A 24,627-nucleotide genomic window follows, 5' to 3' on the forward strand; every position below is an offset into this window, starting at 1 on the left:
AGTCACTATTTCATGCCCAGCCCAGCATCTTAGGGTCTGAGATCAAAGATGAAGAGAGCGGCTGACGGCGAGGCTTAGCTAGGATCGAATGGAGCACTGCCGCAAGGCTAACGTTCTGGCATCATCGCGCAAAGCCTCAGCTCCCGCAGGCGTTGCACGCTAAGACCCTGCCTTACTCTCCAATAGGCGACTTTGACTCGCAAGCTTTCAAACGGACAATTCGCCGTACTGGCGATTGATCGTCACTCCTCTCTGAAGGCGTGTTCCATCTGATCACGCAATGGCTTCAGAAGATAGGACATAACAGTGCGCTCTTCGATGTGAGCGAACGCTTCGACAGGCATTCCTGGATAGAGGTCAAGGCCTTTAAGCTTTGCCAGGCTTTCCGGTACAGGTTGAATTTTGACAGGGTAATAGAGCTGCCGCGTCGTCGGATCGGTGATGGCATCCGCGCCAATATTCATGACTTTACCTTCGACCTCTGGCGTCGTTCTTTGATTGAACGCCGCAAACCGGAGCCGCACCTCTTGGCCAGGATGGATTTGATCGACATCCCGTGTCTGAATGCGAGCTTCTACGTTCAACTGTTGATCTTCAGGAACAATCAGAACGAGATCTTGACCTGGTGCGATCACGCCGTTCTTCGTGTGGACGGATAGTTGCAGAGCATGGCCGCTGACGGGCGTCGTGATTTTAAGGCGAGCGATTTCGTCTTTGACCGAATTCAGCTTTTCTGTGTTCTCAAGTATTTGACGTTGATTATCCGCAAGACTGGTGGAAGTTTCCGTTAGTCGTGTCTGGCTGATATTGATCAGCTGAGCCTTGATTTCGCCCTTACGTGTCAGAGCTGATGCGCGTGCGGATATAAGCTTACTACGGTCGCTTTCGTAGCTTGCTTTCTCACGCCGCAATTGAAGCATGCGTTGAGATCCGACGACTTTTTGAGCAAGAAGTTTTTCCTGGATGTCCAGTTCCTGGTTTGCAGAGGCAACCGCATCATCGCTTGACTTGAGCTGCAGATCATAACCGCTGATCTCGTCATCGAGCTGGCTCTGGCGAGAGTTCAACTGCTCGATCATGGCTTCGAGAGAAAGACGACGGCTCGTCAGAAGATCCTGCTCCCGAGCCAGAACGTCATCCACCCCGGGTAATCCCTGAATGTCCTCAGGAGCTACGATCTTGTCTTCGCCCTTGATCTCCGCCATAAGCCGCGCACGTTGAACATATAGCTGCACCAGCTGCCCTTGGTACAGGTCGCGCAAAGAGTATTCCTTGGTTCCATCAAGCTCGAACAGAACGTCTCCGGCCTTGACCTCCTGACCTTCCCTCACATAGATTTCGCTGACATTACCACCTTTAAAGTGTTGAATCTTCTTTACATTTCCATCCACCACAACAACACCGGCGGCAATGACGGCACTCGCGATCTGCTGCGAATAGGCCCAGCCACCGATCCCTCCGACGAGAACAAATGACCCCGCCAGCACTGCCACCAAATGGCGGCGCAAGGATCTCTCGGCCCAGCCAGCAGTCATTCTTTCCTGCATCTTGGATGTGGTCATGATCGCTTAGCTTTTCGTCTTAGTGGTATCGACAACCACCTGAAGCTGACGCTCAGGCTTATTGACAACGCGCCCCAGAACCTCATCTTTCGGGCCAAAGGCATTCATTCTGCCGCCATTCATCACCATGACGAGGTCAACGCTCGATAATACGCTCGGGCGGTGGGCGATGACGAGTACGATCCCACCGCGGGCTCTCACGCTCAGAATAGCCTCGCTCAAGGCTTCTTCACCATCGGCGTCGAGGTTGGAGTTTGGCTCATCTAGAACGATCAGGAAGGGCTCGCCATACAGGGCGCGCGCAAGTGCCACGCGCTGACGCTGACCGGCGGACAACAGTGTTCCGCCCTCACCGATTTCCGTATCATAGCCGTTGGGCAGGCGGATCACCATATCATGGATACGCGCCGCCTTCGCCGCGGCAATGATCGAGGCAGGTGAAGCGTCTTCCTGAAAACGCGCTATGTTCTCGGCAATGGTGCCGTTAAACAATTCGACGTCCTGAGGCAGATAGCCAATATACTTCCCAAGGTCTTCCGTGCTCCATTGGCTGAGCTCAGCGCCGTCGAGGCGTACGGAACCACGAACGGTGGGCCAGAGCTGCAGAAGAACACGCGCCATTGCCGATTTTCCGGAAGCGCTCATGCCGATAATGCCGACGGCACTGCCTGCTTGAACCGTAAAATCGACGTCGATGAAGATCAAACCCTTGTTGCCAGGCGCGGTCCCTGCAAGCTTTTCGACAGTCAAAACGCGGCTTGGTCGCGGGAGCTTGAGCGGAGGCGCCTTTTCAGCCGTGGCAGTCAAAACATCGCTGGTACGCCGCCAAGCGTCGCGTGCGGTCACAAAACCCTTCCAATTGGCTATCGCAAGCTCCACGGGGGCAAGCGCACGCGATGTCAAGATAGACGCAGCGATCATAATCCCGGCGGATGCACTGCCATCCATGACGAGAATGGCACCAACTGCAAGAACAGCCGATTGCAGCGCCATTCGGAAGATTTTGGAAATCGCGGCATATTGATTGCCGACATCCGACGCAGAGCACATCAGGACGCGGTGCGCACCGTTCTTTTCTTCCCAGATCTGCCCCACCCTGCCCGCCATACCCATAGCGCGGATGACCTCTGCGTTGCGCAGGGACAAAGAGGCATATCCATTCCGTACGTTGGACGATTCATTTGCGAGCTTGGACTGGGTACGCGAACTCACATTGGTCAGGTAGGTCAAGCCAGCAAGAACGACGGCGCCGAAAATCGCCATCCAGCCAATGACCGGGTGGAACATAAAGCAAATCGCCACATAGAAAGGCAGCCAAGGCAGATCGAAGAATGCGGGAGGCCCCATACCCGACAGAAAACTACGGATGTGGTCAAAATCGCGGATTGGCTGCATCCCGTCGCCAGGAATCCGAGCTTTGAATGGCATCTGCAGCATGGCCTGGAAAACCCGCCCGTTCAGCAACTCGTCCACAGATGCGGCGATGCGCACAAGAATGCGGCTACGAATGATCTCGAACCAGCCCTGAAACAGGTATAGCAGCAGAGCAAGGATAGACAACGACACCAACGTCGGGAGGCTTTTGCTTGGAAGAACCCTGTCATAAACCTGCAGCATATAAAACGAGCCGGTCAGATAAAGTATATTGATCAGCGCGCTCGCCAACCCCACACCTACGAACGCCCACCAAGACCGTCGCAATGCATCACCGGTGGTGATGTTCAAAGCTTGCTTATTAAACTTCGACACGATTTATACGCCTCGTTTCCATTGCAACAGATACATAACACGACGCCGGCGTGAGCTCAGCGCGCGCACTCTCCCGACGACTTGCGGACATGGCGATATGCTTGGCCTTACTGGCCAGATAACGAAGTCAACAATGTTCAAGCAGACCTGCGCGAGAAGATCACACGACTTTGACTTACAGCATAATCCAAAAGATAACAATATTATTAGCGCAACACACTGAATCAATGTTGCCAAAAATTCTTCAGGAGTGAAATTTCCCTAAAAAACGAGCGACGTACCAAATATTGGATTCTTTTATTATCGATTTCTTAAATACAGAATTTATTCCGTTCTGACCCAACTGGCTTTCCTGTTCATTCTTTTCGTCCTCTACACTTAATATAAAACATCTTTTATGTGCGGTAAATTTACCACCCAATTACATTTTCACGCATCGAACAATTATCAGGGGTTAAATCAACGATCTTTATATAGGCATAATAAAAAAAATCGTCTAAACGTCGCCTGGCTGTCGAAATACCGATCATGTGGGTCATTGCATGAAGAAGCTTTTGATTTATCTTGAGAATTTCCTGCCGTCATCTCAGGCATTTATTATCAATCAGGCGGAAGGTTTTCATCGTTTCGACACGGAAATAATGGCTGGCAAGCGTATAAACTCCGCTCACACGAAGAGTAGCGAGCTGCGTGTGCATGATATTAGGTCGTCCAATACGATGCGTGCGGGTGAACTGCTTCTCAAGATCCCGCGCCTGCCTATCCCGTCGCTTTTTCCGCCCCTACGTAAGGCTGACTTGATCCATGCTCATTTTGGCAAGAACGGCTATGTCGTGGGTCCCCTGGCGCGGAAGGCAAACAAGCCGTTGATCACGACCTTTCATGGGTTTGACGCCACATACGATGGCGACCCCAAAAAACCTGGCGGCTTCAATCAGGTGCGCTTCTTTTCTCACGGCAGACGGGAGATGGCCTCGTGGGCATTCAACTGGTCGATTGCCGTCTCGGACTTCATCAAAGAAAAGTTGCTGGAGAAGGGCTTTGCCGAGGCGCGTATTCACAGGCATTACATTGGCATCGATACATCGCGCTTCAGCCCGACGGCCACAACACGTCGCAAAGGCCTCGTTGTGTCGATTGCCCGCTTTGTAGAATATAAAGGGCACAGGCTGATGATCGAAGCCCTGGAGCGGGTTGCAAAGCAAGGTATCGACCTTGAGTTTGCAATGGTGGGCCAAGGGCCGGAACGCGACAGAATAGTGGAACTGGCAAAACGCAAGCTTCCGAACGTCACCGTCCATGAGAACCTGTCTCAAGACCGTATCCGCGAACTTCTTAGCGAAGCCGAACTTTATCTGCATGGCAGCGTAACACTCGATAACGGACACGCAGAAGCGTTCGGGCTCGCCAATCTTGAGGCGCAGGCTGTCGGAACCCCTGTTGTTGCGTTTCTATCGGGCGGAGTTGGTGAGGCAGTGAAGGACGGAGAAACCGGTTTCCTTCTTGCAGAACGCGATGTCACCGGTATGGCGAACGCCATCGGCAATCTTCTAAGCGACCAGGCCCTATGGAATGAATTCAGCAGGCGCGCGCCGATCTTCGTCAGTCAAAACTTCGACCTGAACCGGCAGACGGCACTGCTGGAGGACTATTACGACGCGGTTCTCGGGGACTATAAAAAATTGGGGAACACGCTATGACGCCACGTGTCCGAAAGCCGAAATGGGGACTGAACGCTTTCAAACCCCTGCGCAACGCGATCGTCAAGGTCAAATGGCTCTACTTCACCAAGATCTGGGGCATGGATATCCATCCCACTGCGAACTTCTCTTTGAGCGCGAAGCTTGATCGTACCAATCCCAAAGGCGTTCATATCGGTGCTGAAACTTATATTGCTTTTGATGCAGCGATACTGACACATGATCTAAGCCGCGGTCTTTATCTCGACACGCGTATCGGCAAGCGTTGCTTTATTGGCGCACGCAGCATCATTCTGCCCGGGATCGAAATCGGCGATGAATGCATCATCGGTTCGGGTTCGGTCGTGACCAAAAGCGTTCCGCCCCGGTCCTTGGTAGCAGGTAATCCGGCGAAGATCATCCGTAGCGAAATAGAGATCATATCGCGCTTTGGCAGAATGCGGGCGGGGTCAGGCGTCCCGCCTTCTTAATTGGGCAGGACACGCAATACGCTTCAAACGAATACCACGCTCCCTACCAGAACGGAGAGATGATGTGACCAAGGCGGTCAAAGAAAAAGCCATCAGTGCTACCCTGTGGTCTATTGTTCGTATCGGGGTCGATCAGCTTTTTTCCTTTTTGGTCTTTATCGTAGTCGCACGTCTGCTCGGACCTGTAGATGTGGGAATATTCGCACTCGGAATGATATTTGCGGAATTGACCCGCATATTCGCCACATCGGGTTTTGCCGACGCCGTGACGAAGGCTAGTCCTGAGCAAGAAGAAGTTGTGGCGTGCGCGGCCTTCTGGAGCAATATGGTGGTCGCGATAGCGTGCTCCCTCATCGTAACTCTCGTCGCGGCAACCGCAGGCAAATATGTCTCAACGGACCGGCTCGCTGAAGTCATCATAGCGTTAGCATGGACAATACCGTTATCTGCAGGATCAGCGATCCACATGGCTCGGTGCCTGAAGCGCTTCGGTCATAAAGCCTTGGCAATCAGAGCAATCGTGAGTGGTCTGGCCGGCGGAGCCGTTGCGGTTGCTGCCGCGTTTCAAGGCTATGGCGTATGGGCATTAGTGCTTCAACGCTTCGTCACGGAGTTGATAACGCTGATCACGGCCTGGTTGGCCTACCGCTGGGTTCCGACTTTTCATTTCACGTCGACCGACCTGAAAGAAATTCTACCTTTCAGCATGAAGATGTCGTTCACAAAATTCATTGCGCTCATCGCATCCCGGGTCCAGGACGTCGTCATCGGCGCCTTTGTGGGACCCGCCGCTGTGGGGATGTACCGTATAGCAAAAAAGACAATCGACATACTCATGACAGCGACGCTAACGCCTCTCTCGACTGTAGCAACGAATTTTTTTGTGGCTGTCAGAGATGATGCAACACGCTTTCAGCAATCGTTCGTGAAACTTGTCACGGTGTCCTCATGCATTGCCTTTCCTGCTTTTTTTGGACTGGCAGCAGTTGCGGATGTCGTTGTTCCTCTGGTCTATGGACCAAAGTGGAATGAGGCGATACCCATCCTACAACTGCTGGCACCGATCTGCATTCCTCTCGTCATCAGTCTATATATTCTGCCCGTTCTTACGGTCTTCGGCGAAGCCAGCAAAGCCGCGCGCATGACGGTGATCCAACTGTTTCTATCGCTAGCATTCGCACTCATTGCGGCACCCTTCGGCGTCTATCCTGTTGTGATAGGATTTCTTCTGAGAGCCTATCTGATGATCCCGTATCAACTGAGACTTATTGAGAAGCATACAAATTGCAGTGTGAATAGGATTATCGTCTACATCGGCAAGCCTCTGGGCGCGTCAGTCATGACTTCTCTGATATGCTACTATTCATTGAACTATGTATACAGAATAGAATTCAATGACATAATTAGCTTAATTTTGGCCATAGTGCAAAGTGCAGTTCTATATATTATAATGCTGCTCGTTGTCGATCGACGATCAGTTCGTTGGCTTATTGAAATATTTCAGTCTATCCTACGCAAAGGTCGGCGAAATACCATGAAGCATCCCAATCCAGTCTGATCGTACCCCGATCAGTTCGTGATTTCCATTCAAGTTATCTGCCGGAGTCATTAGTTTATGAAAATGTTTGTGTTCCAGGGCAAGTCATCCAACTTCGGCGATGATCTGAACCACTGGTTATGGAGCAGATTGCTTCCGAATTTTTTTGACGAGGACGACAACACAATCTTTCTGGGGATTGGGTCGATTATTTACGACAACCATCCTCCTCTCGCAAAGAAGATCGTTTTTGGTGCGGGATACGCTGGATATACACGTCTTCCAAAGATCGATGAAACTTGGGAATTTAGATTTGTCAGGGGTAAGCAAACTGCAAAAGCAGTTGGTGTTCCCGAGGCGCTTGCAATCGGTGATGCGGGGATTTTGATCAGACTGACGGATCTTCCCAATTACGAAAAACGACATGATGTTTCCTTCATGCCGCATTTCGAAAGCGCCGAGAATGGTAGCTGGGAAGTTATTTGCCAGAAACTCGGCATCAATTTCATTGATCCGAGGTGGGATGTTGATCGAGTACTCGAAAACATGCTCTCCTCCCGCCTCATGATTTCGGAGGCAATGCATGGAATTATTATAGCCGATGCTTTGCGTATCCCATGGAGAGCGGTAAGGCCTTTGGACCCCAATCATCATGCCAAATGGGCGGATTGGGCAAGCGTTCTCGATCTCGATGTGGTCTTTTCCAACGTTGGTCCATCAAATATCCTCGAATGGACAATGACAAAATTCTGGAAAACGCGGCGAGTCATCTATTGGCTTCGCAAGCAGCGCCAGCGTCTTTTTCTGCTGGGGGGGAAAACTGTTTTACCTTCGACAGTCAGACAACTTAGAGACCTGGCGAATAGTCCCGGTCAACTCAGCCGCGACGAAAATATTCAGAAAGTGACCGAGGAGATGCGTGAAAAGCTCGAAGAGCTTAAGCGCGACTACGGAAACGTCTCGCAGAAAAGGTCATGAAGATGAAAATCTCTGTTCTGATCAACAACTATAATTATGCACGTTTCCTTTCAGCCTGCATTGATAGCGTGCTGGCTCAGGACTATCCAGATTTTGAGATCGTCGTCGTCGATGATGGCTCTAGCGACAATTCTCGAGAGATCATCGCATCCTACGGCACACGGATCGTACCAGTAACGAAAGAAAATGGGGGGCAGGCCTCCTCTTTCAACGCCGGCTTCGCCGCCTCAAGCGGTGAAATCCTTTGCCTGCTCGATGCCGACGACGCTTTCCTGCCTCGCAAGTTGTCGATCATCGCCGGCCTTTATACAAGCCATGATTCAGACTGGGTGTTCGATCAGGTCACCACGGATGAGAACGCGATCCTCCTCGCAACGCAGATTTCTACCGTGGAAATCGATAAACGCGCGAGCCTTCGTCAGGGTGGCTTTCCAAGCCTGCCGGTTCCCACATCCGGCCTGACATTTCGCCGCAGAATATTGTCCGACATCCTGCCCATGCCGACGGCAAAGGATGTGGTCTTGAGCGACAACTATCTAAAATTCGCTGCTGCCTATCTTGGCAAGGGATTGATGGTCGAGACACCCCTTACCTTCCAGCGGATCCACGGCGCGAACCGTTACACCAACAGCGACAAGGCGCAGCAGCTGCGCGCAAAAATTATGGTTGCGACCGGCGTTTCCCTCGCCCGACGTTATGAAGGCATGAAAGCGATGGGGCAAAAGCTGGCTGCAGGCGGGCTTGCCAAAAGCGATTACCGCGGTGCTGCGCTAATTTCCCAGACACGCCGTTGCGCTGAAGATGGACATTTCTCCCTTCTCCATTTCGCTGCTCAGGTGGCGATGAAACGTCTTGGAGGTAAGATCCGATGAGCCGGGACAATGAACTTTCCACGGCAGATACGGCCAAAGCTAGTCAACCCGTCAAGATCGTGGTGGCGGTTCTCACGTACCGGCGGCCCGAAGGCATTTCAAAACTTCTGGACGTGTTGACACGGCAGCACCAAAATCCCGCGCGTCCATACGCACTGACGGTTTTGGTTGTCGATAACGACGCCGCGGGCAGTGGCTGGAGCACTATCGAGCCCTTCATCAGCAGCGGTGCTTACGCACCTGACGATACGAACGGTCAGCCATGCCTGAAATACTGCGTCGAGAAACGGCAGGGTATTCCATTCGCCAGGAACCGCGCGCTGGACGAAGCACCCGAAGACACCGACCTCTTCTGCTTCCTGGATGACGATGAGTGGCCGGTCGATCACTGGCTCGATGCCATGTTGGACGTGCGGGAAGCGACGTCAGCGGACTGCGTCTATGGTCCGGTCGAACCTGTTTATCCTGAGCAGGCGGCGGATTATTTCATCCGTGCCGGTGTCTTCGAGCGCAAACGCAGAAAAGACCGCGAGCAGATCAACTATGCCGCATCGAACAACGTCATGTTTGATTACCGCCTGTTCCGCCGTCTTGGACTGCGCTTCGAAGAAAGAATGCGCTACACAGGTGGAACAGATTTCGTGTTCTTCAACCAGGCCGTGCGTATAGGCGTGAGGATATTCTGGGCCGACGCCGCGCTTGTTTATGACATCGTGCCGGCAAGCCGCATGAAATGGAAGTGGGTCCTTCAACGCCAGTATCGGCTAGGCAATACGTTTGCAGTAGCTGAGAAGCTCTACGGAAACCGCAAGAGCGCTGCCTACCGCTTTGCCTACGGCGCCGCCCGTGTTGGACTCGGCACCGCCATGCTGCCCGCCTTGGCAGTCTCACCGCGTCTCGGCATGCGGGCGCTTACACATTTGTTGAGAGGCGCCGGAACGGTATCAGGGCTAATGGGACACGCTTACGAAGAGTATCGGCCGGATGCCGAAGGCGCGGTAAAATAGGGAACGGAAAGTCACGTCATGGAATATTCGTTCCGGACCGCCGGGAATCCCGCTGGTCCTACGCCACTTCATAATAATCGCGAGGCGCTCTTCCGCCGCTCGAATGCTCGTCTGCATGAGAGACGAGTGAGCTTGTTGTTGACGGTGATTTTTGTCCTGTGTTTATGGAGATCGACAGGCGTCTGGTACGGCTATCCAGCAAGCTTTGATGAGGCGAGCGGCGAAGGTTCGCTGCCGATGAAGCTTTTACTCTACAGCCTGGTTCCTTTGATCAGTATTTACATCATTTTGGATCTACGAAATATGGGTATAGCGCTTCTTCGGATGCCCGCTTTGATTTCCATCACGATTGCATTTTGTTTCCTTTCGGTACTGGTTTCGATCGACGCTGCGGGCTCTATTCGCGGCCTATTTGCGGCCGGACTGATCACATCGGGCGTTCTGTTTTACCGGCTCAAGTTCGGCGTCTTGAAAACGATGGAGACCTTGGCGGCATTCTTCGTGGTCCTGGCCTTTGCAAACGTCGCCTACACCATCCTCTTCCCGCAATATGCGGTCATGCGAGGCTCCTATGCCGGCATGGTCAAAGGTCTGCACTATCATAAGAACGGTTTGGGCCAAACGACAGCAATCGGGCTGATTTTTATACTGAACTTCTGGAAGATGGGACTTGATCTTCGCTATAGAAGCATCATCGGCATCTTGGCAGTCCTGTGTAGTATCGTCCTTATATTGCTTGCTAGGTCTTCGACCGCCGTCGTTCTTGTCGTTATTGGCTGTGGTGGCGTTTTCTTCCTGCGCCACATTCAGAATATTAGGGTTCCACTCGCGAGGCTTGGGATCTTCGTGATGGTGATGTTTGTTCTCGCAGCATTGTCAACCACCTATATGTTTGTCGCTGAGGCCATCGCCGCCGCTTTCGACAAAGATGTCACGCTCTCGGGTCGATCCGGAATATGGGAGCAACTCCTACCATTGATCGGACAGAGACCTATCCTCGGTTACGGCTTTGCGATGTTTCGAGATCCAGTCGTTATCGACACCTACGTCAAAGCGACATTCACGGTTCGATCGGTCCATAACAGCTATCTGGAGCAGGCTCTCAATATTGGCGTCATCGGAACGTCCTGCTTTGTGGGCTTCCTGCTCATCCGCCTGGCCACGAAATTCATCAAAGTTGTTCAAGACCTCGAACTGCAGCGTGCGCAAGCAGTTGAAATCATCGTCATTACGCTGGTCATGATGGGTTCGTTCACCGAAGCAGGACGTTTCATGGCGCCTGTGGATGGTTGGGCCATCATGATCGCAATGCTTCCATTCAGCACTTATGCCGCCCAGCACAGGCAGACATAGGCAAAGCTGGCGCTTAAAAGCGTGACTTTCGTGAATTTAAGTACAAAAAGACAGAACCAAAATATGCACAGGAAAAGATGAAGATAAATTATCGCCCCGATATCGATGGTTTACGGGCAGTAGCCGTATCTGCTGTCGTGCTTTTTCATTATAATATACCTTATTTCCAGAACGGTTATTTAGGAGTTGATGTATTCTTTGTTATCAGTGGATTCCTGATTACATCGATAATATATAACGAGATCTCAGCCGGCAATTTCACCTATAAAAAGTTTTACGCCCGCAGATTTCGACGCATTTTACCAGCACTGATCGTTGTTGTAGCGGTGACAACGCTGCTGGCTTGCTTCATATTACCTCCGTTCGAACTTAAACGATATGCAGTCACAGCCATCGCAGCTCTCGCAGGACTATCGAATTTCGCATTCTACCAATTTGTAGACTATTTTTCACCGACAGCAGATAAGCAGCTTTTGCTGATGACTTGGTCGCTCGGCGTAGAAGAACAATTCTACCTTTTGTTTCCGCCACTGCTTGTATTTATTATCTCAAGACGAAAGTCATTTGTCCTTCCTGTTCTCGCGTTAATCGTCGTACTTTCCTTCGTTATGGCAGCCGGAATGAACGCATATCGGCCTGACGCTGCCTTTTACCTTATTCCATTTCGTGCTTGGGAATTGGGAGCCGGTGCCCTTCTTGCTGTCTCAGCTGCAGGCAGATGGAGTGAACGCTTATCGGCAGTTCAGACTGAGGTGATAGGGCTCCTCTCGGTCGCACTGATCGGCTCGGCCCTCTTTCTAGACGCTAATGTGCCTATCGTCGTACGCAACCTGTGTGCTGTGGCTGGCACGGTCCTTCTCATCATGTCGGGAAGATCGTTCACAAACCGACACGTGCTTGCTTCTCGCTTATTGGTAGGAATCGGCATCATTTCCTACTCCTGGTATCTATGGCATTGGCTTCCCGCCAGCATGATCCATCTGCTCGAAATAAAAATCGGATATGTACCTCGTATTGCGTTGATATTTGCAACCTTGATGCTCGGAATCGCAAGCTATCACTTCGTCGAAAAGCCCTTCCGCAAGCCTTCGTCAAACGATACAACAACCATACTTAAATATGCAGCTGCAGTCTGCCTGACAATATCGCCGTTGTGTATACTCGTCGCAACCTCTGGGCTGTCCGCTTATACCTACCCCCCTGTGCGTGATATAGAAGCAGAAATAAGGGGATCTTTCGGCAACCCATGTCTTGCATCCTACGGCGTTTCAACGCCGAGAGTTACACCACCATGCATGACCGCAGCCAGCAACGCCGCCGTGGCTTTGATCGGCGATAGCCACGCGAATGCTTTGGCAGACGGTATAAAAGACTTCGCAGCATCTCTATCATCCGATTTCTACCAGTTCACGAAGTCGTCCTGCCCGCCTCTAAACGGTTACACGCGCTATATGTCAAACCGGAAGGGGCACGATAAGGAATGCTCAATGTATATGAGCGCCGTTTTCGAAATCTTGGACGCGCATCCTGAAGTTAACGTGGTCATCGTCGCTGGATATTGGGCGGCCTCATTTGATGAGGAGTATCTAGGCTTCCGTTACGTGCCGTCAGGTTCCGACGGGAGCTTCGTATCCGCAGAAGATAGCCGGAGAAATCTGGAACAAGGCCTCAATCAGACGATAACATCTCTGCAGAAGCCTGGAAGAAAGATAATCTTAGTCCAGGATGTGCCTCGTTTTGACGTCGACCCATACACAGGAATGCTGGCGCAACTTATTCCACTTCGTGGCTGGCTGACGTCTATTGCAACCGCACCGATAACAAGTCTTGAAGACCCAAACCGGATTTCCATGTCACGAGTAAAACAAGATACGGCGCGCAATATCGTTAACAACGTTTTCGAAAAGCATCCCGAAGTTCAGATACTCGATCCGTTCGCAGGGATGTGCAATCAACTCGGCTGCGTCTTCAAAAAGGACAACCTTGTCTACTACGGCGACTCACAGCATCTCTCCAAATCAGGCGCAAAATATTTATCAAGATACTTGACCAATTAGTAGTGTGTCTTACAAGCGATTTTTGGCTAACTGAATTAGGGAAAATGTGACTTCAAGTTGCGACGGAGAACTCTACGTACTACTAGCGATGAAACGCTCGTCTTACCCGTACAGCTCTAACTTATCATTACAATGCAGGGAGCTGTGGTTCAAATTCGTATTCGCATAGTAAAATATACCGGTAATCTATCCTGTATAATTTAGGCTCTCCATAATAGAGGTATTGATATGATTTATAAGCCGGAAATTGATGGCCTGAGATCGGTAGCCGTTTTATCTGTATTGGTATTCCATCTTGGCTCCCCTTATATTACCGGGGGATTCACAGGGGTCGATATTTTCTTCGTGATCTCGGGGTATTTGATCACCGACATTATCAACAGGGGAATGCAGGACAATAACTTCAGTATCGTGAATTTCTATAGAAGACGCGCTCTACGCATCCTCCCGCCGCTTATGGTCGTGTTATTGGCGGTCACTACAGCGGCATCACTCGTCTTTCTACCGGAAGAAATTAAGGATTACGGAAAATCTGTCCTATGGACAGCTCTTTTTTCCTCAAACATATTTTTCTTCAAGGAGATAAACTACTTCAACCCGGAAGCAAAATTCAACCCGCTCCTCCATACATGGTCTCTGGCTGTTGAGGAGCAATTCTATATTGTAGTCCCGATACTGTTCTACATCTGCTATCGATTTTTTCGCCCGCACGTCAAAATCATATTTGTGGCGTCAGTATTGATATCGTTCATACTCAGCGTCGCTTTGATATTTATCTCTCAGAAAGCCACATTCTATCTGCTTCCCACACGTTACTGGGAAATGGGTCTTGGATCGATCATCGCCCTCTACGGGTTGCATCAGAAGTTCACCGGCAAAGCGGCAGACGCTGTCTCAGGTGTCGGCGTTATGTTTTTGTTAGCGTCGCTGTTCATGTTGACAGAAAGCGTGCCATTCCCGGGACCGGCCGCGATCCTGCCAACTGTTGGAGCCTGCTGCATTATCATAGCTGGGCGAAACGGGATTGCTGGTCGGTGGCTATCTCGCCCGACACCCGTATTTATCGGCAAGATTTCCTATTCCCTCTATCTCTGGCATTGGCCGCTGATCGTATTTTATCGACTGCTCTATGCGCCGGAAATTACGTTTCTACCTGGCGTGCTCATCGCTCTTGTTTCACTTCTGCTGGCCTTTGCAAGCTACCACATTGTCGAAACGCCGTTTCGCAGGACGCCCGCACGAATCGGAAATTTTCGGGTTCTTGGCAGCGCAGCGGTGTCGTTGGCGGTCCTTATCGGGGTGGGAGTCCTACTTCAAAAGTTCTCAAACAAGATCAATGACTATCCTCCCGAAGTCATGCGACTTGCAGCTTTTAATGAATACGACAAGACCCCTGAAGCCGAGCAGCAGTATCGTAAGGATCAGTGCTTTATCACATCCGGAACTCCGGGTGGCTCCAATGCTTTCAAGCGAGACATTTGCCTCGCCGCTAAGCCGGACGGAAAGCCAAGATATCTCCTGATAGGCGATAGCCAGGCGGCTCATCTTTGGGGCGCGCTCCAGAGCGCACGTGACGACATCGATCTCATGCAGGCCACCGCATCAGGATGCAAGCCGACAATCGAAACTGAAGGTGAGCGCCGCTGCGTCAACCTCATGACGAGCGTTCTGGGCGATTTCATTACTCCGCAAACAGTTGATACGGTCGTCTTTAGCGCGCGGTGGCAACAGGACGATCTCCCAGGCCTGCAGAAGACTATTGAGGAACTGCGAGGACGCGGAATCAGCAAAATTGTGGTTCTCGGCCCGACTGTAGAATATTCGCAAAGCGCACCATTAATCCTTGCCCGTATTGCATGGGGGAGCGCCGCAAAGCTCTCCGACTACAGAATTGAGCAGCGAAACGAGCTTGACGAAACAATGCGAGCATTCGCGGACAAGAACAAGGTTGAGTACATTTCACTATACAAAACAGTATGCCCAAACAACAACTGCATAGACGCCATCAATGGCGTGCCGGTTCAGTCGGATTATGGCCATTTCACTGATGTGGGATCAAAGCTTGTGGCGGGGATGATAGCCGGGCGGCTTTGAAGTTCGCTCAAGGTTTGTCGCTGCTGGAAACGGAGCGCGCCGAACAGAATTTTCAACTCCCGAGTTCTGTAACTGCACGCATTCTGGAACCGGTCACCTTAAGCATCTGGTAGCACTTCTACCAGATGCGACCAACCAGTTGCCATAAGACCCAGCCTAAACCGACCAGAAGTGTCCAACCTATGAGCACTCCTAACATCATCACATAGATACGAGGCATCGCCTGCTCCTCAATGAGGTCTCTTAATCGCACTAAAATGGTCGGCGCTGACATTCCTAAATTCGATCTATGAGTTTCTGCGTTCCCACTTATATTTCGAGTTAGGGCGGGCAGATTCGTGGCTGGCATCGAGTTTGATCGCGGAATCGATCTCCACCAAGGCGTTGAAAACATACGTTTCTCTGTGAGCGGTTGACCAAGCGCGCCGGCGGGTTGCGGTCTAACTTAACTCAGTTCAAGGTGAACATATGTTAGCGGCTCTATGGTCGATATTGCTAATTGCCTGAACTGCCGGCGAACGCAGCGGGCGACACACTTCATCGTATGTCATCATCGAGCGGATATACGCTCGCTATCGTAAGGTATAAGATCCTCTTCCTACAATATCGCCGTGGAGCTTCCATCGATCTTGAGGACAGTCAATACGCCCGTTGCATAGGCCTTCGTGTCGATTCCGATCCGATTTGGGCCCATCGATGGCTGGCGGCTTGCCGTGTGGCCGTGCACCACCACAATGTCCAATCCCGGCCCGCTGCTGATGAAGGGCTCGCGGATCCACATCATGTCCTCGTCGCTCTGCAAATCCATCTCCACGCCCGGTCGGACACCGGCATGGACAAAGAGATGACGACCGATCTGGACGCTTACGGGGAGAGCTTTCAGGAAGAGAAAGTCGTCTTCAGGGATCGCTTCCGAGATCAGATCCGCAAGCCGCGCATTCGGTAGGCTGGATCTGGATCTCGATGTTAGGTAGTCAATATCCAGACCATAGGACATCAGCGTTGCGCGCCCGCCTGCGGCGATCCAAGCGTCCAGTTTGTCCGGATGGTCCAGAAGCGATGAGAGCGTGTCATCGTGGTTTCCACAAAGAGCGATGCGCTTCACTCTGGGGTCACACGGTTGCCGAAGATGCGCCAGCACCCCCGCAGAATTGGAGCCGCGATCGACATAGTCGCCGAGCAGAATAACCAGTCCCTTATTTCCGCTGCTTCCGAGATCCTGCAGTATGCGCGCTTCGGCATCAATCAGCTGGTCGAGGCAACCGTGGACGTCTCCGATTGCATAAATTGGATAGAGCGAAGGATGATCGGCAAGATTTATCCGACGCCGTGGTCGCCGTACGGCGTGGATCGGATCTTTGACAAAAACTTTTCTCAAGAGACTAAAGGCCATTTGGACACACTAGCCTCTATCAGATTGAAGAACCGTTTCTGGACGATGGTTATCTCACTCATACGGGCCAAAGCTTGGCGATTTCCTTGCGAGGAGGACGCGAAGTCAAGGAGCGCCCCGAAACCAGATCAATTCGCCTGAAATATGGCTGGACATTGAGGGTGCTGGGGAAAGTGCCTCCTGAAGCAAACGCGGCATCGGCGCAACCCAATCAAGATCATTGAGACGCCGCGTTCCATTCCGATCCCGACTTACTCGCACGTGGACATACAGTGTGCTGTGACACTCACCAGGCAACCTTGCGGGTTATCCAAAGCAGAGAAGTGCCACTCTGTGCGAGCACCTGGGACAAAAAATGTGCGGTAGCGCTTACCAAGTTTGCCCCAGCCACGTAACGTCTTGACAGATCGCCACGACTTACAAACCGGTGCCGCCCGTCATTTCGTTCTTGATTGTTGCAAGGATGATTCTGAGATCGAGCCACAAGTTGTAGTTCTGGATATAATAAAGGTCGCATAGAACACGAGCGCGCGCATGAACCGGATCTGTCGTCGGGCCGCGCCAACCGCGGATCTGCGCAAGACCAGTAATGCCGGGGCGGACATTGTGACGATCATGATAGTTCGGCACGAGGTCTTCATAGGGGCGACCAGCGGCCAGCATGCCTATAGCGTGGCACCGTGGCCCAACCACCGACATGTCGCCGCGCAGCACATTGATGAACTGAGGCAGCTCATCCAAGCTGCTCTTGCGCAAGAATGCGCCGATACGCGTTATGCGAGCATCCCCTACCACGGTCTGAGCAACACCCGTGACGTCGCATTTATCCGTTGCCATCGACCTGAACTTCAAGACCTGGATCGGCTTCTGCCCAAAGCCCCATCGGGTTTGCTTAAAGAATACCGGCCCGCGACTATCCAATTTGATTGCAATCGCAATCATGAGGAAAACAGGAAAGAGCAGAATTAGAACAAAGAGCGAGAAAGCAAAATCAAATGTCCGCTTGGATATAGACTGCGCAGCGAAGGGTAAAGCGGAGGCGTCAGTTAAGTCCATCGACTGCGCTGCAGCGCTATTCAATGTACCTACAACGAATTTCTCGTTTGCATGTCCGGTGATTGAATTCATAACCCACAAGCCCAGATTAAATAATGTTAATGTACAATAGCGGTAAAACGCATTTACGTCACTATCATAATTAACAAATAGTTAACTCACGCATAGGTTCCGGATATCACCAGTCCAGGCTACTAAATTAGGCAGAAACGCACACTTATGTATGGTTTTAAGTGAAATTTTTGATCTTTACGGTACTCTTTTTGTCATATTATTATTTACTTAAATATAATGTACATTTTTTCTACTTAATTGACCGTGACTAATTTTGGGCTACCAGTATAGGAATACTTTAATTCGAGTTCCCTTCGCAGACTTGAAACGTGGTTTCCCACCAATCCTCATCCGGGCCACCTTGAGCCCGATCCGAAATTGCCTACAGTTTAACTCAATAAAGATGCCGGCTGGAACTGAGCGGTAGTTGCCTCAAACGCTTGGCGCGGGATGGAATTCGGGAAAAATTCCAAAGAATTGCAAACACATCTCAAATCTGCAGCGATCTTACTGACTCGTTGCTAACGTTCTAGTTGTTTCTCAGCGGGTGTAATTCTTGCAAGATCGCTGCGCAGTCTTGAGCGAAAGACGCCAGTCGGCGAGGCGATAAAGCGCGCAGATCGCGCCATAGAGGCATCAAGGAATTTGCATCGATGATGTAGGAAAGGTGCAACAGAAGGAACGTACCTTCCTTACTTCACCCAAATTGACAGCGTATGATGGAGCCCGCATGCCATCTCGATCTTCCTCCGTCGAGAAAAGACCGGTGTAAAACACAAAGCAAATCCGTCATGAAGATCGACGTAAGCTCGCCGTCCTCGCCACGATCAGTTCCACTAGGCAGCGTATTTCCTGCGATCGCAGGATCACTTCCGAGGCTCTATATCGTCGTGTTGCAGGCGCCGAAGCAATGGCACTTCGGCCGAAATGCTTTTAGGAACTAGATCCGACACGCCAAGTCATGCGGAAGAACTCGCCTGAATCTTCCGCTTGAGCCTCCGACGGACGCTAAAGCCAGCCAAAGGCTACGCCTCGTTTCCTTCTTTATAGTAGCGCGCGTAAGTGGCAGAGTAATATTCGCTGGAGCCATACATGCGGTACAGTTTCATCTTTTCCTGGTCGACCTTGTTCAACACAACGCCCAAGCACTTGTCGTAAAGGCGTGCCTCTTTGGTCATGACTTGGCGAACCACTTGCCGCGCAGTTTTCCCCCATTCGACCACAAACAGGAAGCCGTCTATGCGGCTGGCGATTGCGCGCGCATCGACAACCGGCCCTACTGGTGGCAAGTCGATGACGATGTAGTCTGCCTCGGCACCGAGCACATTCAGAAGATTGGCCATAGCATTGGAAGACAAGAGTTCGGAGGAATGCGGTACGCGGTGGCGAATGATTGCCGGCAGGAAGGAAAGCTGGGTGGCCGGGTCATGCTGCATGACACTGCGCGGGTCTTCGCCGTTGAGCAGAACCTCGAGCAGGCCACCCTGAGCAGTGACATTCATCGCCCGGGTAGCGCCGGGATTGCGAAGGTCCGCATCGATCAGAATGGTGCGCGCGCCTTGGCTCGCCAACAATTTGGCGAAGTTGATGGAGATTGTCGATTTGCCTTCGCCGGGGATGGCAGACGTTACCCCGATTATTTTGCATTGCTTGCCGACAAAGGCCATGTCGGCGGCAATCTTGCCACTTCGCATTGTTTCCGCGAAAGCCGACAATGGATTGTTGACGACGTAATTAACGACCGCACCACCCACAGCAGCAGGCCCTCCGCGCATAGTCGATTTGGTTGGATCGATCGCGGGTGCAATTCCGATGAATTCAACGCCGAGAACGTCGCGAACCTGGTCACCGGTGCGGAAGAACCTGTCCCGGAATTCTCTGAACGCGCCGAGTCCGCAACCTACCATCACGCCCGCTAAGCCAAAGAGCGCCAGAAACAGCGGCTTTCTCGGATAGCTTGGAGCGATGCTGACTGTTGCTTGCGTGATAACGCGAGCTTCGGTCACAGGAAATGTCTGCTGCTGAATGGCTTCCTGATAGCGCTGAAGGAATAGCTGGTACTGATTTTTGTAGCTTTCCGAAGTGCGCTGAAGCTCTCGCAATTGGACCTGATTTTCACTAGCGGATGCGCTAACCGCGGTCGCCTGTGCGAGGCTGTCACGCAGCGACTTCTCGCGTGCCGTGGCAACATCGAGATCGCTTCGATAGCTCTGCGCGATACGGTTCAACTCTTCGAACATAAGGCGCTTATATTCGTTCATCTCGCGCCGTAGCCGGACAGCCTGGACGTGATCGGGCCCGAGACGACTTGAAATGTCAGCCTCAACCTTGGAGGCATCGAGATATTTCTTGCGCAGATCGGTGGAAATGGAATTGCCCAGAACGTCGGTCACGATCGCATCTGTTTGGCCGCTAGCAATGATCTCTTGAATGCGATCAAGCCGGGCGCGGGCCTTAGCGGTATCGGATTCCGCCGTCAGAAGAGCGGTATTCAATTCTCCCAATTGCTGATCGGTAACAAGCTGATCGCCGACCGAAACGAGACCATGGGCAGCTCTAAACTTTTGAACTGCAAGATCCGCGTTCAGAGAGTCTTGCCGCAGTTCCGCAATGCGGTCCTGAAGCCAATCGCTCGCCCGGCGGGTCGCGTCGTATTTCGAGCTCAACTTGTCGACGAGGTAGGCGTCACCGATAGCGTTTGCAATCTTGGCCGCAAGTTCGGCAGAAGGCGATTGATAATCGATCTCCAACACGTAGGTTTTGCCCACGCGCGAGACATTCAGGTTGGCCTTAAGCTGGGCGGCAGCTGCAAGCCGTGCGGCATCCGTGCTTTGAGCGTCAGAAGCGCCATCACTGGAAAACAACGAGCCGATCGCACGCAGCGTCTGGCGAATGGTCGCAACCAGTGAAAAACCGGAGCGATTAAAGTCTGGGTCGTTCGTCAGGTTCAACTTGTCGACCACTGCAAGAGCGATTGTGTCGGATTGCAGCAGCTCGACCTGGCTCAGAATGGAGGTCTCGTCATCCGGAACAGTGCCGATGGTCGACATCTGCTCCACGACCTGACTGTTGTTTCGATCGATCAGGACATTGACTGTCGATGTGTAATACGGGGTCGCGGTGAAGACGAAGATCAGTCCAAGCACACTTGCGATCGCGCCGCAAAGCACGACCACGTGCCATTGGCGACGTGCAGCACTGATCAGCGCGTCAATGTCGAGAACGTCGCTCAACGCGCTTTTCTCGCCACTTTCCTCACGAAAATCGTTCGATAAATTACGATTGTGGAGCAACTGCTGACCTCTTGTGGTGCGTGGAGCAGGAGGCCGCAACGCGGCAGCCTGCAAAAGTCGTTTTGTCTCAAGGCAGTCTGAACTGAAATTAGTTCAGACGCTGAACACTTGTCTTCGTGGATGCAGCATCACCCGCCACACCTGACACGGTTGACGTTACGGAGTTAAGCAAGTTGAGGAACTTGATGATCTCGACAGAATCCGAGTTCGAGACGTAGATCACATCCTTGTCCTGCATCGGGAATTTCTGAACCGCGAAGAATGCGGAAGGGTCACGCAGGTTCGCACGGAACACAACCGGCACCATGTCGGACGGGAATTTGTCGACGTTGACGCTCAAGCGTTGCAGGAACTGTTTCGGCACGACGCGATACAGCAGCACCTGTGCCGGGTTTGCACGGGAGTCGAGTAGTCCGCCCGCCTTGCCAAGCGCCTCGCCGAGCGTCAGGTCGGTTTCTTCGAAATCGAAGCGACCGTTCAGGCCGGATGCGCCGAAGGCCAAATAGGTCCGACGCTCCCGATCGACGATGATCGTATCGTCGGGCGCGACGAATACGTTCTCGCTTGGGGTATTGACGAGGCGCTCATAAAGCACCGTTGCAGAGCGTCCCTTGCGCTGCAGCGTGACGTAGGTTTCCGAACCTGGCGCATTCAGACCGCCAGCTTGGGAAATGACGTCGAGGATGCGATCCCCGCCTTCGCTCAACTCGACCTTTGCCGGCGCCTTCACGTCTCCCAACACAGCCACACGGGCCGATCTGGAAGAGACCTTGTTGATGAGAACCTGTGGCTCGATCGCACGATTGGCCAACGTTTTTTCGATATCCCGCTGCAGATCGATCGTTTGACGTCCTGCGGCCCGCACAAGGCCGGCGTAGGGAACACTGATGTACCCGTTCCGACCAATGGTCTGCGACGGTAGTGTTACGAAGTTGCCCGGTCGGCTTCCCGCATCTGCAGGAATAAACAATCCACCCGGCTGCGATTCGAAAATGGACACTTGCACAACATCGCCCACACCCAGCGAAATATTGGGAATGACATTGCTTGCCGCGCCAAAGCTGCCAAAACTCGCGAGCGCCCGCGTTTCGCTGGCGTAGGCAAGGACTGCCTTGTTGATATCGACCAGCGCGTAATCGATACCGACGGTTTTATTGGCAGCAGAAACGGTGACTGCAGCACTGGATTCAACCGCTCTATACCCGGGCCCCGACTGAGGAGTACTCGTGCAACCGCTCAAGGCGATCATCGATAACGCCAAAGCTATTATCTGTCTTTTTTCGGCTCTCACTACATCCGTCCCCGTCTACTTCTGCACCAATCGCTCAAATCGGTAAAAAAATCCACCCAACTATTTTCTATCCAATGCTTATATCTCTCGGCAGATGAAAGCTTGTTGTAGTCTGGCAACAGTGTGGCGCGTATAGATTAACTTTCGGGCATTAACCATGATAGCATGCGTCAATTTTCGCCATCTCCAAGTTGAACCGGAGAATTCACCCCAGGCTACCTGCCCGCGCAATGCTACGAAGACGATAATTCCTTGCTTTATAAAGGTAATGAACTTCTTTTTGCAAAAGAATTTAATATGTCAATTGTTGATTTGACGTTAACTATTAATGACATTTATCTCTATTAAAGAGTACACCGAGTGAAGTGAATATCGCCCGGTTAAGCCAGCAAGGTGCCCTGTGGATACTTTAGAATTCCTGCATGTTGCGTGGACAAAATTTACCCAAAGCGTCGCAGACACTTGGGGTGACGGCATCGCGCAAATGCTTCAGTTGAGCAAAGATGAGCTGCTTCTCGCAGCGAGCGCGATCGTCACAGTGCAGCTGATGCTCATCGTTGTTCTTCTTTGGCGGCAGAAAAAGCTGCAGCATCTGACCGCAGACCTGAACGAAGAACTCTCTGCCACGGAAAAGGCGTTGATCAGGGAGCGGCTCTGGCGCAGAGCGGGCGGAAACAATCACACCACCATAAGCGAGGTGGAAATAGACGATATGCTGGTTTCTCTCGGATACGTCCATGACAAGAGCCGGACCAAGCAAGATGCATCCTGATCGGGCTGCTTAACGCATGTCGAGCAACACCTCACAGCGATTTATGTGGTGAGACAGGCAACCGAGGCGCGTGAGCGACGCTGAAAAATCGCGATCCGGGTCTGGCCGGAACCGCTAAAGATCAATGAATGATGTGATAGCGATTGCCCCATGTCAGATTGCCGTCTTTCCAGGATCTCGGAATGAAGCCATCTTTCGGCCAGGATGCTTCAGCAACCGCAAGCATCCAGTTCGACCCGGCGCGGGCGAGAACGACGCAGGAATATTCTCCTGCCTTGTCCGGCTTGAAGGTCGGCGTTTGCGGAACCATGAGATCGATACCGCTTTCACGCCAGATGTAGCTCACTTGCTCCGGTTGCGAGCTCCAGCGCCCCCCGGTGACGCTCAGAACGCCGTTCTCGGACCGCTTGATCTCAGGAACCTCCGTGCAGAGAAACGAACCGTCATTGGTGTAGATCGGCCCCATCACCTGACCACGCCTTGCATTGGAAGTCACCACCTGGGTGCCGAACGCTCGAATGACGACAGGCTCTTTGCACTTCATGAAAATGTTTCGATAAACCGACCCCGACCAAGGCCGATCTGCGAAAAAGCCAATATCGCAGCCAGACAGAATATTGTCATGGATGACCATACCTCCGCGCTGAGCGCCCGTGATGCCGTCAAGCACCATATCCTTATCCTTGAAGCCGGTGATCGCAACAGCTCGGCGGGCATTTTCAATGAAGCAATCATATAGATGATGGTCATGAAGATGAGAAAAACTGCCGACGCCATAGCCGAAAGAATAGTTGTTCATCTCGCCGGTCCGCATGAGGCAGCTACGGGTCATGGCATTATTGCCGATCGATGAGTAGGCGAAGTTATGCCCTTCCAACAGGCAGTATTCAGCTTTGTAATTTTCGGTCTCGGCGCACACCAGAGCGCCCTTGGCTGATTCCGTGTCCGTCGCGTAAGTGAAAATATTTCCTCTCAGCCAGACATCGCGACTGATGAAACGATCATCATTCTGATAGGCGAATTGACAACCATCGGCGACTTTTCCACTGCTCACCACAACCTTGCAATTCTCGATCAATGCACCATTGACCCCGGTTGCATAAATCCCATCTCCGCCGACGCGTTCCACTGTGCATCCACGCATGATCAGGTTGAAAAGCTGGTTTTCAACCTTCAAAGACGGCGGATGGCGAGCACCGTGGAACCGAAACCCCTGTTCGGCGTCCGGCGCGTCCGACAGAGACACATCTATTATTTCGACATCTGAAAAGTCTTGATAGCGCAACCCTTGAGTGAACGGCCCCTTAATGGACTGGTGCGCGACCACATCTCCACGCACGCGCTTCTTCAGTATGTCATTCATGGCAGAAGCCTTCGAGAACAGGAGCT

18 protein-coding genes are annotated in these 24,627 nt (G+C 52.0%); 11 read left to right on the forward strand and 7 right to left on the reverse strand.

Annotated elements, in window-relative coordinates; translation table 11 throughout:
• Nucleotides 1-242 precede the first annotated feature (242 nt).
• Both ACQZ5M_RS10630 and ACQZ5M_RS10635 read right to left on the reverse strand, forming a co-directional pair.
• Complete coding sequence (locus tag ACQZ5M_RS10630; RefSeq protein ID WP_449079706.1) at nt 243-1,562, reverse strand: HlyD family type I secretion periplasmic adaptor subunit; 1,320 nt, start codon at nt 1,560-1,562, stop codon at nt 243-245.
• Between the two features lie 6 nt (nt 1,563-1,568).
• Nucleotides 1,569-3,311: a type I secretion system permease/ATPase gene (locus ACQZ5M_RS10635; RefSeq protein ID WP_449079707.1), complete on the reverse strand. Its 1,743-nt coding sequence runs from the start codon at nt 3,309-3,311 to the stop codon at nt 1,569-1,571.
• Between the two features lie 542 nt (nt 3,312-3,853).
• Between ACQZ5M_RS10635 and ACQZ5M_RS10640 the strand changes: the two genes are divergently transcribed.
• From ACQZ5M_RS10640 to ACQZ5M_RS10680, 9 genes are all read left to right on the forward strand, one after another.
• Nucleotides 3,854-5,011, forward strand: coding sequence for a glycosyltransferase (locus ACQZ5M_RS10640; RefSeq protein WP_449079708.1), 1,158 nt, complete (start codon nt 3,854-3,856; stop codon nt 5,009-5,011).
• Nucleotides 5,008-5,481 (forward strand): acyltransferase, encoded by a 474-nt coding sequence (locus ACQZ5M_RS10645; RefSeq protein ID WP_449079709.1) that lies wholly within the window; start codon nt 5,008-5,010, stop codon nt 5,479-5,481. Before ACQZ5M_RS10640 ends, ACQZ5M_RS10645 begins: the two co-directional genes overlap by 4 nt.
• 64 nt (nt 5,482-5,545) lie before the next feature.
• Entirely contained in the window at nt 5,546-7,039 is a 1,494-nt protein-coding gene (locus ACQZ5M_RS10650) for an oligosaccharide flippase family protein (protein ID WP_296099600.1), read from the forward strand.
• Nucleotides 7,040-7,096: 57 nt separating this feature from the next.
• A complete protein-coding gene (locus ACQZ5M_RS10655; protein WP_296099602.1) occupies nt 7,097-7,996 on the forward strand; it encodes a polysaccharide pyruvyl transferase family protein in 900 nt (299 codons plus the stop codon).
• Nucleotides 7,997-7,998: 2 nt separating this feature from the next.
• Complete coding sequence (locus ACQZ5M_RS10660; RefSeq protein WP_449079822.1) at nt 7,999-8,868, forward strand: glycosyltransferase family 2 protein; 870 nt, start codon at nt 7,999-8,001, stop codon at nt 8,866-8,868.
• Nucleotides 8,865-9,875: a glycosyltransferase family 2 protein gene (locus tag ACQZ5M_RS10665; RefSeq protein ID WP_449079710.1), complete on the forward strand. Its 1,011-nt coding sequence runs from the start codon at nt 8,865-8,867 to the stop codon at nt 9,873-9,875. Before ACQZ5M_RS10660 ends, ACQZ5M_RS10665 begins: the two co-directional genes overlap by 4 nt.
• A 126-nt stretch (nt 9,876-10,001) precedes the next feature.
• Complete coding sequence (locus ACQZ5M_RS10670; RefSeq protein WP_449079711.1) at nt 10,002-11,228, forward strand: O-antigen ligase family protein; 1,227 nt, start codon at nt 10,002-10,004, stop codon at nt 11,226-11,228.
• A gap of 77 nt (nt 11,229-11,305) precedes the next feature.
• Complete coding sequence (locus ACQZ5M_RS10675) at nt 11,306-13,285, forward strand: acyltransferase family protein (RefSeq protein WP_449079712.1); 1,980 nt, start codon at nt 11,306-11,308, stop codon at nt 13,283-13,285.
• A 228-nt stretch (nt 13,286-13,513) separates the two neighbouring features.
• Nucleotides 13,514-15,379 carry an acyltransferase family protein gene (locus ACQZ5M_RS10680; protein ID WP_449079713.1) on the forward strand — a complete coding sequence of 622 codons (1,866 nt, stop codon included), beginning with the start codon at nt 13,514-13,516 and terminating at the stop codon, nt 15,377-15,379.
• Between the two features lie 598 nt (nt 15,380-15,977).
• Here the strand turns inward: ACQZ5M_RS10680 and ACQZ5M_RS10685 are convergent.
• Nucleotides 15,978-16,628: a metallophosphoesterase gene (locus tag ACQZ5M_RS10685; protein WP_296103643.1), complete on the reverse strand. Its 651-nt coding sequence runs from the start codon at nt 16,626-16,628 to the stop codon at nt 15,978-15,980.
• On the opposite strand from ACQZ5M_RS10685, the gene ACQZ5M_RS10690 reads away from it, so the two are divergent.
• Complete coding sequence (locus tag ACQZ5M_RS10690; protein ID WP_296103649.1) at nt 16,509-16,913, forward strand: hypothetical protein; 405 nt, start codon at nt 16,509-16,511, stop codon at nt 16,911-16,913. The genes ACQZ5M_RS10685 and ACQZ5M_RS10690 overlap by 120 nt on opposite strands.
• Before the next feature lie 276 nt (nt 16,914-17,189).
• Here the strand turns inward: ACQZ5M_RS10690 and ACQZ5M_RS10695 are convergent, their stop codons facing one another.
• The 3 genes from ACQZ5M_RS10695 to ACQZ5M_RS10705 all read right to left on the reverse strand — a co-directional run bounded on the left by ACQZ5M_RS10695 (nt 17,190) and on the right by ACQZ5M_RS10705 (nt 22,424).
• Nucleotides 17,190-17,900, reverse strand: coding sequence for a sugar transferase (locus ACQZ5M_RS10695; RefSeq protein ID WP_449079714.1), 711 nt, complete (start codon nt 17,898-17,900; stop codon nt 17,190-17,192).
• A gap of 1,007 nt (nt 17,901-18,907) precedes the next feature.
• Nucleotides 18,908-21,115 (reverse strand): polysaccharide biosynthesis tyrosine autokinase, encoded by a 2,208-nt coding sequence (locus ACQZ5M_RS10700; RefSeq protein WP_296103488.1) that lies wholly within the window; start codon nt 21,113-21,115, stop codon nt 18,908-18,910.
• A gap of 148 nt (nt 21,116-21,263) precedes the next feature.
• Complete coding sequence (locus tag ACQZ5M_RS10705; protein ID WP_296085196.1) at nt 21,264-22,424, reverse strand: polysaccharide biosynthesis/export family protein; 1,161 nt, start codon at nt 22,422-22,424, stop codon at nt 21,264-21,266.
• 526 nt (nt 22,425-22,950) lie between these two features.
• Here ACQZ5M_RS10705 and ACQZ5M_RS10710 point away from each other — a divergent pair.
• Nucleotides 22,951-23,238 (forward strand): hypothetical protein, encoded by a 288-nt coding sequence (locus ACQZ5M_RS10710; RefSeq protein ID WP_296085197.1) that lies wholly within the window; start codon nt 22,951-22,953, stop codon nt 23,236-23,238.
• Nucleotides 23,239-23,359: 121 nt separating this feature from the next.
• On the opposite strand, the gene ACQZ5M_RS10715 is transcribed toward ACQZ5M_RS10710, so the two are convergent.
• Nucleotides 23,360-24,601: a right-handed parallel beta-helix repeat-containing protein gene (locus ACQZ5M_RS10715; protein ID WP_296103493.1), complete on the reverse strand. Its 1,242-nt coding sequence runs from the start codon at nt 24,599-24,601 to the stop codon at nt 23,360-23,362.
• Between the last annotated feature and the right edge of the window lie 26 nt (nt 24,602-24,627).

This window comes from Rhizobium sp. 22-785-1 (assembly GCF_053521965.1).